This window comes from Cryobacterium sp. W22_MBD10_FK3 (assembly GCF_052113745.1).
Lineage (GTDB): Bacteria > Actinomycetota > Actinomycetes > Actinomycetales > Microbacteriaceae > Cryobacterium.
Genome location: NZ_JBGQOH010000026.1, coordinates 34180 through 47283, shown reverse-complemented (window position 1 = coordinate 47283; position 13104 = coordinate 34180). Strand labels below are relative to the sequence as shown.

At 61.1% G+C, this 13104-nt stretch carries 9 protein-coding genes; 4 read left to right on the top strand and 5 right to left on the bottom strand.

The window, feature by feature from the left end:
• Positions 1-223 precede the first annotated feature (223 nt).
• Positions 224-943: a DUF4238 domain-containing protein gene (locus tag ACEN2M_RS17155; protein WP_441649349.1), complete on the bottom strand. Its 720-nt coding sequence runs from the start codon at positions 941-943 to the stop codon at positions 224-226.
• A complete protein-coding gene (locus ACEN2M_RS17150) occupies positions 940-1737 on the bottom strand; it encodes a hypothetical protein (RefSeq protein WP_441649348.1) in 798 nt (265 codons plus the stop codon). Before ACEN2M_RS17150 ends, ACEN2M_RS17155 begins: the two co-directional genes overlap by 4 nt.
• 281 nt (positions 1738-2018) lie before the next feature.
• On the opposite strand from ACEN2M_RS17150, the gene ACEN2M_RS17145 reads away from it, so the two are divergent.
• On the top strand, positions 2019-2588 hold the full coding sequence (locus ACEN2M_RS17145; RefSeq protein ID WP_441649355.1) for a dihydrofolate reductase family protein: 570 nt from the start codon (positions 2019-2021) through the stop codon (positions 2586-2588).
• Positions 2589-2867: 279 nt separating this feature from the next.
• Here ACEN2M_RS17145 and ACEN2M_RS17140 read toward each other — a convergent pair whose 3' ends face one another.
• The gene (locus ACEN2M_RS17140) at positions 2868-3887 is read right to left on the bottom strand and encodes a DUF6414 family protein (RefSeq protein WP_441649347.1); all 1020 of its coding nucleotides are present in this window, start codon (positions 3885-3887) and stop codon (positions 2868-2870) included.
• A 244-nt stretch (positions 3888-4131) separates the two neighbouring features.
• On the opposite strand from ACEN2M_RS17140, the gene ACEN2M_RS17135 reads away from it, so the two are divergent.
• Positions 4132-4572, top strand: a complete 441-nt coding sequence (locus ACEN2M_RS17135; RefSeq protein WP_441649346.1) for a hypothetical protein — start codon at positions 4132-4134, stop codon at positions 4570-4572.
• A gap of 146 nt (positions 4573-4718) precedes the next feature.
• Here the strand turns inward: ACEN2M_RS17135 and ACEN2M_RS17130 are convergent, their stop codons facing one another.
• Complete coding sequence (locus ACEN2M_RS17130) at positions 4719-7136, bottom strand: CHAT domain-containing protein (RefSeq protein WP_441649345.1); 2418 nt, start codon at positions 7134-7136, stop codon at positions 4719-4721.
• Between the two features lie 466 nt (positions 7137-7602).
• On the opposite strand from ACEN2M_RS17130, the gene ACEN2M_RS17125 reads away from it, so the two are divergent.
• Positions 7603-8190 (top strand): DUF4365 domain-containing protein, encoded by a 588-nt coding sequence (locus ACEN2M_RS17125; RefSeq protein WP_441649344.1) that lies wholly within the window; start codon positions 7603-7605, stop codon positions 8188-8190.
• 164 nt (positions 8191-8354) lie between these two features.
• Positions 8355-9326 (top strand): hypothetical protein, encoded by a 972-nt coding sequence (locus ACEN2M_RS17120; RefSeq protein ID WP_441649343.1) that lies wholly within the window; start codon positions 8355-8357, stop codon positions 9324-9326.
• 291 nt (positions 9327-9617) lie between these two features.
• On the opposite strand, the gene mobF is transcribed toward ACEN2M_RS17120, so the two are convergent.
• Positions 9618-13103 carry a MobF family relaxase gene (gene mobF, locus ACEN2M_RS17115; protein WP_441649354.1) on the bottom strand — a complete coding sequence of 1162 codons (3486 nt, stop codon included), beginning with the start codon at positions 13101-13103 and terminating at the stop codon, positions 9618-9620.
• Position 13104: the final 1 nt, after the last annotated feature.

The window sequence follows — 13104 nt, the reverse complement described above, 5'->3', positions numbered from 1 at the left end:
TGAGTGGGCAGTTTCCATGGCCACCAGCGGGCAATTCTGCTGGCCGCCTACGGGCAGTTCCTAATGGCCATTGACAGATGACCACCTGAACAGCATTTAGCGCCCGCAAGGCGGTTCACCCGTGGCAAATTGGTCACGATCGTTTCGGCACTCCCAAGTCGCGCACGTCCGCAGGACGAAGGGTTCGCACCGGCATGCCGAGGCAACTCGTTGCGGTGGACCCTCACGTTGACGCTGCGCGGCCATCGTCAGCCCAAGCAAGATTGAGCGTTCCGGGAGCTCCGATGATCCACCGCTTGCAGTTGTCGGTAATTCGGGTATGTATCGGTATTCCATCGGGAAGTTCTTCCCCGATCACGAGTAATCGTGTGGGTGACAACGGAAAGGAAACAGTGCAGATATCGGCGCCTTTCGTTGGCACCCATAGGAGTACCGCACCATCTCCGGTTGGGAGGCCCTCGGTAGAAATGACTGTCCATGTCCATTGCTCTAGCCCTAGCGTCGCCAGCCGTAGCACGTCGGGAAGCGACTGCGATAAGAGAAGACGATCACCCAGGCTCAACTCTGCGTCTTCAAAATGCCACCCAGTCTTGACCAGAACGGCGGGCGTGCGGACTTTTGCTTGATCTGCGTAACGGCCGCGGTCGAGGTGCATTTCCATAAAGGCGATCATGGCCGCGATATCGGCTGACGTGAGGGCGATATCGCGATCACGGAGTTTGACGATGACTGGTGTGCCAGCGGATTCGATTTGCCCGTACGCAGCCTCGAGGTCAGTCGTCAAGACTGTCGGCTCGTAGACGTAGTTCACTACCGTCGCGTTTCCAATGGGTTGACGGAGGCCTCGACGGCCTTGAATGTCGATTACCTCGACGATGCCCTTCGCATCCGCCCAGCCCTTGATGTAGCCCTTCGAGACCATGTGTGGGCGTTTCGTGTTCACCGCGTGCGCCCCGTCCGGGCGGTCGCACTGACTTCACCGAGGTTGCTTCCCCGCTTCTCAAGTAGCCCAACCGCTATCCCGAGGAGCTTCGCCACGAAATCGAAAAGCTCGTAGAGATTGTATAGATTCCCGTCGGGACGGTTGTGGCGGTGCACATTGGCCTTGCTGAGCACTGTAAACATCTGGCTATGAGCATGAGCGGAACACAGAGCCCAGAATTTGTATGTGTCAAGTGTCGGCCCGGGAACGTACTGAGCTGCCTTTTTCGTCAGTTTAGACGGGTCGAGCGGCCGCTCCGGCATGCACGTGGAGTGCTCTAAGCCGACGTTTTCACATGCCTGTAGGAGAGAGTCCTCCAACTCATTGAAAATGTTCTGCATTGGCTGGTCCGGACCTCCCGCTTTCTGCAGGTCACTTACCAGGCGCTTACCTTTTCGCAACTCGATGTTTACAAACTGAATAGTCCTGGAAATGCGATCCTTTGACTCTGCGGCTCCCAGAATCCAGATGATGGCGGCGAGAGACTCGACAACGGGGCGAAAAAGAGTAAAGTCCGCAAACACTCCTGTATGGCCGTCGTGGGACTTGGTCACCCACGCGTCAAGGTGGTCGCCAACCGAGTTAGCCAAACCGTTTACAACGAGGACAGGGACAACGACGCTTCGAGCCAGGTCATGGTCCATATCGAGGTCTGAGTCCAGGAAATAGCCGCCGGTACCTCCGAGTACCTCGGCGAAGTCGCCGAACATCTCGACAAGAGAACCTATGCGGAGGCTGGTTTCAGAGGGGATCATTCCTGAATCCTTGCACGGGGTGAAGTCCGAGAATTGATCGCAGGGACACTCGCCGGCCCCCAGTAGGTGGTACAGATTGACGACATCCGGATTCCTATCGGTGCACTTGGCTCAGGTACTCCCCGAACACGTGCGTGCCGTGGCCACGGCACGAGTGTCATCGCGGCGGCGGTGGCGTGAATTGTTGGGTGCGATTTGGGGCGCCGTTGAGAAGCGATACCGGCTATCGTTTTGTGAACGTTCCGATGAACGCGGCGCGCGCACCAATGGAGAGCCGCGAGATGAGACCACTCCGATACTCGATCAACGTCACGCTCGACGGCTGCTGCCATCACGAGGCAGGGCTTCCCCCGGACGAGGATTCAATGCGCTATTGGACGGCTCAGCTCGAACGAGCCGATGGCCTGCTCTTCGGCCGGGTGACCTACGAGATGATGGAGTCGGCGTGGCGGAAGCCGGCCTCGGGCACTTGGCCTGACTGGATGGCTGAATGGCAGAAGCCGTTCGCCGAGACCATTGATCGGTCGAAGAAGTTCGTCGTGTCGAGCAGGCTGAGCGGGGTCGATTGGAATGCCGAGCTGGTGCAAGGCGACTTGAGGCAGGCGGTTCAGCAGCTAAAGCGGGAGTCAGGCGCGGGGTTGTGGGTTGGTGGTGTAACGCTCCCCCTGGCTCTGGCCGATCTGGGACTGATCGATGAGTATGAGTTCCTTGTGCAGCCGGTCCTTGCCGGTCACGGGCCGACATTGTTTGCCGGCCTGCGCGAGCGCATCCAGCTCGAACTCGTAGACCGCCATGAGTTCCAGTCGGGGACAGTCGCCGTGCGCTACCGGCCCACGCGCGTTGAGGCTTGACCCCTTTTCTTCGGTCACGAAAATCTGGTCGCGCGACGACGCTGCTGCCTGATTAACGATTCACTCTGCCCGACCGGAGCAAGCACCGTGAGCTCGTCGAAACGTCCCTCCCACAAATGTCGGTGCTGACAGCCTCGCTGGCCGGCCGGAACACGGCCAGTCCGGTCTCCCTCGTCGGTGACGTCGAAGATCAGCTTCGGCCCCAGCACGCCCACGGCGTCAAGTGCGCTTTACGACGCGCGGCTGGCTGGAGATTTCGGATGCGTGGCATCTCGTGAGTCAGGAGAAGACAGCGAGGGGCATGACACGCATGGAAGATCCGCGCACCCTCGAGTCCAGCTTCAGGCCGACGTACTCCGAAGGCGCCCTCCCACCGACCTCGGGAACCTGGTCGATCATTTCATACAGTTTGCCTATGCCGTCGTCGAGCGCTGTCGGTGCGAGGTTGCGAAGGAGTTTGTTTCGAGCGAACGTTGGCACGTCCGATTCAACAGCCGAGATGACCTTGCCGAGCACCGTAAACGTGCCGTCAAGAAGCCGATCCGGGTCGTCAACGATGAAGTGTGCCAAGTCGCAGATTGTGATGACCGTCAGCGCCGGCTCCTCGGCAACTCGCCCGTAGTACTCGCGCGTGGTTTCCTGCCGCGTGTCCGCCTTGACAGCGTTCGTGATCGCTCGGGCTAGCTCTCCCTTTGCATCGGCTTCAAGGTACATTTTCTCTGCGTGCTGGATTCGTGCCTCATGACCGCCCTCCTCGGGGAACCGGGAAACGTAGTCGCGCTTCACGGTGTAGCGCGTGATTGCCTCGACAAGTTCGGGCGATACGACATCCAGAGCAAGAGTGAGCTCAACGGGGTCGAACGCGGAGGTGTACTGGACGAATGAACCTGGCTGAAGCCCTTCAGCCTGCTCCGCGGATGTCAGGTGAGTCAAGAGCGCCCCTTGCTCGAGGAACTGCCGGACGAGGTGGAGGTTGTATGCCTGAGAATAAACGAACTGCTGACGAGAGGCTGTTCCGGTCGTCTGGGTCCAGCTCGACGACAGGCTCGCTTGAGCTTCCGTGCCTAGCTCACCACCACCGAAAAACGGGAGCTTACCCTTAACCATGGCCTTACCTGTTGCGCCACCGGCGGCTGCGGTATCAGTACCGCCCTCTGCGGTGATCTCGCGCGATTCGTCCGTCAGAAGCGGCTGCCGCACGATCTGCTGGAGTATCCCTGCAACCTGATCAGAGTTTTGATAGATCGTGGCGATCGGTGCGCTGGGTGCATCTGTTGACGGCGGGACGGTATTGGTCATGGGCCAATCATCCAGCCTTTGGCCGATCGACGGCAAGATGGCATGTCCTCAGCCGGACAGCCGCCTACCCCAACGGCCGAGCACCAGTCGTTGGTGCGCAGTCGCGATGACCAACGATGACCGAACTACAGAAAGCCCTGGACCACGGAAAAAACGGCCGCAAGACTTTGACCTGATGCCGTCCTAGAAAACTTCGAAGGTCGCCTCAGGGAGCGATGTCCGAACCAGCCGATACTGTCGCACCATGGGATCCAAACTTCCGACCACAGTCGCTGTTCACCTCCACGGGGATCTAGACGTCTCTCCAACAAGAGTCAAAGCCTTTGGCCGCGCTGCCTATGAGACCCAACTCAACGTATTGGCCCTGCTTCGTGCGCGATCAGGGGATGACACGACCTCGGCGGAAGTTTCGCTAGCCGCCTTGCTGCTCGCGTTCGCGGCCCTCTTTATCGCGCCCAGTAGGGGGCTCAACTTCGACGGATTGCCATGGCTGGCGGCAGCCATCGCAAGCGGAATCTTCACCCTAATTCTTGCGACGGTGCTTCTGCCCTTTATTGTGTCTCAAGTCCTGCGCCGTGGTCGGACAGAGCGGGCGGCCGTGTGGCTCAGCGCCTACGAAGACGAGATCAACCGAAGGCGCGCCATGGACGGTAAAGGAGGGCGGGATTGGAGGAATGCGCATTGAGCAAACAAACTCGTGGTTCCTCCGTCCTCAGTTTGGAAGATAGCAAGGGGACGTGCGTTGTTGTCAGGTATGGTCCTCGGGAGTTCAACACTCTTTTCCCCTCCTGGGGACGCCACCAATCCCGACCGCGATGAGGCATCCACCCACTAATCCCAGTGGCGACCGGATAGCCTGTAGCTCGCCCAGTCATGGGGGTGCACTGTCAACGCGGCGCGGACGTCGTTCTCCCAGTTCGGCCACAGGGCGTCCACGAGTTCTGCGGATTTCGGAAGCCGCCCTGAACGCGCCGCCTCGCGAGCATTTATGTAGGACTCCCAGGTGGACTTGCCTACCAGAAGTTCCGCATGGAATACAGCGGCGAAAAAGCACGCGATGTAGTCATTGACCGGCTTGGAAGTGGACACAACGGTTCGTGCCCCTGCCTCGATGAACGCGATGTCCATCGGTATGGCTTCAGCCATCTGATCAGAGTCGTATGCGCCTCGGCCAGATGAACAGGCCGACAGGAATACAAGCTCGCAGCCTGATGCGTCGAAGTCGAGGAGCACCCGAGCAGAAGAGAGTGGGGGGCCGTCCGCACCGATTTCCATCGCTGTTTCATAGCTTTGATTTCCAGCGTGACCGTGACCCGCTAGATGCACTAGACGCGGGAGAGTTCCAGGAATCATCGCTGTCCTGGCGGCCTTGTGGAGGCGTGACACAATCTCCAGTTCGGTGTCAACTGCCTCGATGTACAGCGTTCCCTCACCAGCGAATCCGACGACAGCTGTGTCTTCGGCGCCCGATCGCCCCGCAGGTCGAAGGGTGGCCACCCGGTGTGTGTAACTCACTTCTTCGAAGCCGAGTCGCAAGAGCGCCTCGTGATAGGGCAGGTTGTAGGCAGCGGGAGCAGGACAAACAATCAACTTCGACACTCCATCGGAGAGCATCGCCCTGAGTCCACTTAACCCAGCACTTAGCGCAGTCGCCTGTTGGTCGAGATCCCATGATGAGCTGAATTCGCCGTCGAACTCTGCCATCATTGTCTGGAGAGCGCCGGTACCCCCTCTGTAGGCCGCGTAGGCAACCAGTCGAACCGGTTCATCGAAAATGACTCGAAACTGAAGATATGCGCGGCCCTCGCCTAGTAGTCCTACGTCTATCGTGTCTCTCGCCGGGCGCTCCTCCTGAGCTAGCGCGATCCGAAGCGTCTCGCGTGATTCCTTGTAGAGGTTGTCGCTTCGCAACCCTCCAAACAGAGCTGCCGTCGCGGAATCTAGTGTTGCAAGGTGATTTCGATATGCATCGGCAAGTTCAGACGAGGCGTCGGTCCGAAGCGAATTCATGCCGCGGCTCAGGCCATCGAACATGTTTCCTTCCACCAAGCTCATGGTGTCTAGTTCGTCCTCTGGAGTTGTTGGATGGAAAAGTCTTACTTGCGAAGGCGACAGAGAGTTGGTTTCGAGGAACAAAAGACAGGCCTCACGGAGCGGAATCGGGAGAGGGCAGCCAAAAGCAAATATGAACTCTAAGCGTGCGTCGGCACTGATCTTGTAGACGTCAAGACGGACGACTCCGATCGCAATTAGGGCCCGTAGCCGAGTGACACTGCGTACATCCTGCAGTGGGTAGCGCCACGCGGCATCCGCAGTTTCATCGTCGCTAGCGAAAGTGAGCTGTATTAGCAGTACAGGATTACCTTCGTTGTCTACCGCGAAACCGAAATTGGGTTCATAGCTCCACTGGTGGATTGCTCGGAGTTCTTGCTCGGATTCTGCGACGATTAGCCAGCCCGGAATGTGGCCTGTGGACGCGTAGTACATGCGAGCCCCACTGCTCTGGACTATGTCACGAACCCACCCGGGCACGTCTGACGGAGCTGGCCCAGGCCACCCCCCGGGCATCGATCGAAATATCTCGTGCTGATTACCCGCCTCCTCGAGCGCTGCCACCTCTTGTCGCGCCTGACTGTCCAGCGGGATGGTGGCTTGAACTTCAAGAAGAGTGAGGAGATCTATAGTGATGGGCACTTCCGCCGCGAGCAGCATGTCGACAAGCCCCAAATGGCTGTTCTCGCAGTCGAGTGCAAGCGGTTTTCGGTCATCGTTCGAATCCTGGTGAAGCTGTAATTCACTGACTAGCTCTGATGCCTGCGTGTCGATCTTCCCGGGGTCGAGGTCGCTGCTCGACTGGTCCTGCATACGTCGTCCAAGCTGAGAATTGAAAAGCAAGCCGAGAATCTCCTTCTGGACCGTTTGCGTGTCTCGACCCAACCGGTACAGGCTCGCCCAGAGGAACGGTATGGTGCGCGCGAGATACGGATTGAACTGGCCGTCAAGCCAATATCGCGAGATCAGTACCTCGATCTGTTCGGCTGAAAGCACTCCTTCGACGATGGAGTCGCTGTCGGCTATTCCGTAGAGATGCCCAGTGCCCACATGAACAACAAGCATTGCTTGCTCTATCGGAGTGAGCGAAGAATCGGCGAACACGCGAACGCAAGTGGAGTCAAGGACGAGTGTGGCAAGATGGTCGAGCCAAATTCGTCTGCCAGTGTCGAATGCGGCTGATGTCTCGGAATCCAAGATGCTCCTCCTGATGTCGCTGTGGCGTTGTGATCAGAATGGCAGACTAGTGGCCGCTCGCATCCCGCCACCGTTCCGAATCCTTCGGCGTTGGACGCGAGCGGTTTGATATTCAGCCGATTGAGCCGTTGGCAGGCGGGCTCACTCAGGTCACAGCAGTAATGGCGCAGTAAATCGCCCAGCCGCCCTCCTCGAGGAGTTGGAGGAAAGGAGAATCCCGGTCGACAGTCTCGGATCTCGGCCCCAGGCCCGAAATTCGGCGAGCCATCGCTGACGAGCATCCACTCCAGCGCCTGGAGCGAGAGCGAAACCCCTCGAAATCAGTGTCGAAGCTGAGCGAAATCATCGAAGGTAGCCGCGTCAACGATTCGCCGACCGTTCACATTCTGAAGTCCTCGAGCTGTCCGATGTCGACCAAGATAGGCTCCCACCGCTCAAGGACGCCAGAACCTTCGTTCAATGGAGAGTGAGCTTGCCTGCTAGCTTTACAAGAAATCGGTACCGGGGGCAGAGCTTGACAAATCCAGCACCAGTCGCACCACCTTCACGACTCTTGACATCCGCGAACCCACATTTTTCGGACAACGGGCGACGCGGACGATACGGAGTCGCATATCTGCGTGCCTTGTCGGCTCATGCAGGTGTTGGATTCCACGAGACACCTTCGGACGAGGACGTTGACGCACTTGACGTCATACTAAGATTCGGGAGGGCGAGCGCCGAAGTGCAAGTCAAGTGCACTGGGGGGTTCAAAGTCGGCCAGGGATCGGCGACACTGGCGCTCGAATCGGCCTGGGTTGAAAAATGGGCTGGCAGCTACCACCCCGTCTTTGTTGTCCTCGTCAAAGTGCCGCCAGCTGTGCCCGCGTGGATCGAATCAAAGCAGACGGTCACCAACCATCGAACTGTTGCGTTCGGCAAGCGATTCGATCGACTGCACCACGTCAAGACAATGAAGTTCACCAAGAGTGATCAACTGACCGCAGAAACACTGTATGACTGGCGCGACGAGGTCTACGCCTTTCACGAGGCACAACAGGGCGGCACGAAGTGACCCAAGATCTGTCCGCAAGCATCGCAGCATTGCTTCGCCGGCGCGGCTGGACGTTGGCGAGGGCTGGGCGTGATGGTGGCGCGGGACTCTGGGTCCTTCCCTCCACGCCGAATGAGATGTACCTTCCCCAAACCATGAGGCGAGGGTCCTTCGAGTCGAACGATGTGATCGAACGAATCGCGCGTGCGCACGGCAATCGAGTTCAGCAGATTGAACAGGCCATAGATCTTGTCCGGTTCGATGTCACACGCTTTCGCGTGGACAACGACACCCTGGGCGAGCAATCCATTCCGCTTGAGGCCGGCGCGACGGTCATTACCTCAGCATTCGGAATGATTAGGGCCGCGGCGACGACTGCCCGACGTCCCAGACAGTCCATCGGGGGGAACTACAGCAAGCTCGGAGACGGTCTAGCGCGCGAGGCCCGCCTCGGACACACCGAGGTCGGGAGTTTCGTCTTCCCGGTCCTCATGCGAGTCGGCGAACCCATCGCTGATCCGGTTCCAGCGCTTCCGTCAAGCATGTTCGATGCAGTTCGGCCTGAGTCACAGGAGCGTCGCGTTTTTCGAACGCTCGCACAGACGTTGTTGCTCTTCGAAAGGCACATCATTCAGTCGGGGCGAGAACCTCGCTTGAGGGACCTCACTCCGGTCATTATCGCGGGCGGCAGCAAAGAGATCTTTGCCCAGATGAGCCGCGCACTGGCTGAGCCATCGGTCTCCTGGTTAGAAACCCGCTTCGACTGGGCAGCTTCCGAAATGATCGCTGAGAACACGCCTGAGCGCGTCATTATTCCGGCAGAGGCAAGATACCTCGTAGACACCACCGTCAAGTTGCTCTCGACGCCCCAGCGAGAACCGCTCCTAGTAGTTACTGGTCCGATCATTCACATTTCCCACGCTCCCGGTGACCCATTCGGAGAAATCGCGATTCAGGCGCCAAGCCAAAATGGCTCCCGAAACGGCCGCATCGAAGTACGCGTGCATGCCGCCGAACTCACCCAACTCCATCATTGGATGGATACGGCGACAACCGTCGTCGTGCAGGGTGTAGTGGAACGCCGCCCTGGTCACGTAGCCCGTCTGCGCAAGATCGCGTCTCCTAAAGAATTGTCGGAAACTCTCACTGGGCTATAAACGGCTGGCAACCTCGCACGAACCGGCCCCGCAACGGTCCAGCATCTAGATCGAACCGAGGGTGGAGACTTGATTGCGATCCACGTTGGCCGCAAAAGCCTGCCCCTCATGACTTTTAGGCCGACCGCCAGGGCAGAGCGAAAAGATTGGCGACGAGCGTGGGGACGAAATCGGCCGGTATCCGTTGGGCGGCAAGCCGTCCTCGAGAGTGAAGACGCGAGGACGTGCTGTCGTCAATGCGCCGAGCTGAGAGACAACAGCCGGACATGAGGTCATGTCGCTGATGCGGTTCTAGACCGGGGTGCGAACAAACGGAGGACTTGTGGTGACTCCCGGACGCTCCATCGCGAACGCATCTCTTCCCTCCGCGAGCCGTTTGGCAGCGACCAGCGAGGCACGAGCGCGAGCGGCGTCGCGTCGCTGGGCCGCCGTTTGCGGGGCGGTGCCGAGCGCGCTCTTGCCGACGACCGCGTAGCGGTCCCGGTATGCCGCCACCGTGCATGCCAGTTGTCTCCACCTGGGTGAGACCGGTCGATGTGGGAGTGCCCCGAGCTCCCGAGTCCATATGGCTCCCGCGAGCAGTCCTTCCTGAAGGACGGCGCTCGCTCGGGCGTCGATCAGGTCGCCGCGCTCGTCAAGGGCCTTGCGCATCTCCGCGTTCATCGGACCGATTGCTTTCGGGATGAGCCCCACGACTAATCGCGGCCTTTTGCGCGGGCTACCCGCACCGAAGCCGCGCGAAGTCGCCGCGGCGATCCTGAGGTGAAGGACTGCCGCTATGTCCTGGGCGTCGTCCAACCCGGGTCCAGATGCGGCGTGAGCGAGCAGGCCCTCGACGTCGAAGTGGTGCGCTTCGGCACGTCGGAGTTCCGCACTCAGTACCCTGAACGCAGACGACTTGATAGCCTTCTCAGCCTGGCCCGGTGAGAGCCCGCTACCGCGCACCAATGCCGCCCATCTGTCGTGCTGCGCGGCCGCCGCGATGGTCTCGTACTCTGCCGCGAGTTGCGCCACAGAACCCCAGGCATCCTGTTGCGTCACGATCATTTCGTGCGCGGACTGTTCGGCGCCGACGTGCTGCAGAACGCCGCACAGGATGCTGTGAGCCGTCGCATCCTCGTCGTCGCCCGGTCGCGGCCCGATGTGGGCGATATCGGGTCGGTCGACGGCGACGAAGGCGGTGTTCGCTTCGCGGCCTCGCGACATGGCCACATAGAGGTTCTCGCGTGTCATGCCCGTGGTCACGAGGACGTGTGCGGTGCCAGTTGTGATGCCTTGGGCGCGGTGCGAGGTGACAGCGTAGCCGAGTTCGAGGTGGTGCTTGACGTAGTCCGCGGGAAGCCGCACCGCGCTCCCCCACCGGTGGCCGTACCTGCGGATGTCGACCGAGCCGTCCTGGCGCACCCCGTTCACGGTCCACCGGTCTCCGTTGCGCACCCAGTTTCGGGAGGTGCGCAGCTGTCGGTCGTTTTGGCGGGTGATCACCGTGTCACCGACAGCCGCACGGTTTCCGTCGTGGAGGGAGACTTCTCGGACCGCGTCGATGCGACCCTCGAGGATGAGTTCGGTGCGGGCGCGTGCGTTCAGCGCGGCGACCGCCTCGTTCGAATCGCTGATCAGGACGGTCACTCTGCCGGCTCGAGTGTCCGCGCGCCAGCCCGCATAGGCGGCATCCGTCATCGACTCGGTGTCACCGCCACTCACTCTGCCGTGTGCGATGTAATGGTCGATCGAGTCGGGGTTGCCCTGGCGCAGTCCGAGGGAGGCTGTCTTCTCCCACTCGTGCGTGAAGCGGTGCACGTCAACAAGCTCAGGGGCATCCGCCCGGCTATGAACCAGCATCGAGAATGCGCCACCGGCGTCCACCGAGTGGAGCTGTGCGTAGTCGCCAACCAGGAGCACCTTGGCACCGGCGCTCGTGGCAAGCCCGGTGATCCGGTCCAAGGTCAGGGTGCCCGCCAGAGATGCTTCGTCGACGATGATGAGTTGGCCAGCGTGGAAGGACTCTCCATGGTCGAGATGGTTCTGCCACCACTTCGCCAGGTTCTCGGTTGGGATACCGAGATCTTCCGCCAAAACTTGAGCGGCAGCGGCCGAAGGAGCGAGCCCCACCACCGAGCCCGCGTCGTGCGCGGCCTCCCACGCGTGCCGAAGCGCGCTCATCACGGTCGTCTTACCTGCGCCGGCCGGACCCACCAGGACATCAACGGCTCGCCCTGATCCGGCGATCGCGCTTAGCGCGGCGAGCTGGTCGTCAGCGAGCACGACGCCATTCGGGCGCTGTGCGAGTGAGGTTGGACGAAGCGTGGCCGGGTCGATTCGGAGGCTGGTCGTGTCTGCCGCACGCTCCAGCAGCCGGGCCTCGGCGTCGAGCAGTTCCGTCGAGGTGAAGACGGTGGCGTGCTTCGGCCGAAAGACGGACGTGCCGTCGGCTCGCAGGAACGAAGTAGGGCTCGGTGCCAGCTCGGGTGGAGTGATCCGCAACGAAGCCCGCTCGGCGGCATCCACGACGACGCCGACGACGGCTTCGCGATCAGACGCCGACGCGAATCGGTGCTGCGCCAGTTGCCGAGCCGCCTCGGCGGCGAGATTCCAATGCCGCCAGGTCGCACGCTTCTCGCTCACCGCCATCATCACGCTCGTCCCGATCTCATCAATCGCCTCCCGCGGCAGGTCCTCGGCCCGCAACATGGGCGCCAGAGAGGTTGTGGCTGCCGCTGACGCCCATGCCGTCGCGTCCTCGCCGAGCACTCGCTCCGCTCTGTCGCGCCAGGCCGCGGTGAGTTCGGAAAGCGGGCGTACCTCTTTCGCGGGCCTCGTGGAGAGTGTCGCCTGCGCGCGGAGCTTCGTGATGGTCACCGGGCTGGGACGGCGGCCGTGCCGGTCCAGGTGGGCGTCAATGAGCGCGTCGGTCGCGATGTCGATGTCCCGCGACCGCGACGAGAACTCTGCGACGAGCGCCTCCGGCACTGCACTGATCGACAAGGCGGGGTGGCGGTCCCTCCCCCGCTCCCGCATCTCCCACCGCACGCCCAGCGATCGCGTCAGCGCGTCCGCGAACAAGGACTCGTGCAGTTCGGACAGTGCCACTACGGCGGCATGCATCGGTCGGCCGTCGAGCGAGCGCCACTTGCCGTCGAGCACGGTTTGCACCTTGTTACTGATCACCACGTGCGTGTGCAGGTGCGGATCGCCGGCTCGGCTGTCAAAGTGGTCGAACGCGGTGGCGATCAGGCCCGTCACATCAACTTGCGCCACGGCCCCGTCGTACGCGGTGGTTCCTGTCCGCGTCGCCGCGACCTCGCGCTCCATGTAGGCCACGACTTCGGAGACCGCTGCATGATGCGCCTGCACAATTCGCGACTGCGTGGCAGCGTCTGCCACGCCCCAGAGGACGCTAGCCGACTTCGGAATCGAGAACGTGAAGTCGTACCCGGCGACCGCACGCCGCCGGGTAACGGTCTCCTGAACGCTGCCGGGTGGGGCAGGATCAGTGGGCCTCTGGTACTCGGGATAGGCGCGACCGAGCGGCGCCCCATCGACCGGGTCTCGCCCCAGCCCGATCAGGTTCTGGAGCTGGGCCTCCGTGACGTCGGCGCCCTCAAGGATGCGACCCGAGCCGAGGCCCGGCAGACCGCTTCCCATCCATCGACCCGGCGGCGTGCCCTTCGCACTGTAGTAGCGGGTCAAGGGCGTGGACAGCGACCGCTGTCCGTCGCCGGCTGCGATAGTGCGCAGTAGGTACTTGTAACCGTCGCCGGCGCTCATCACCCGCATC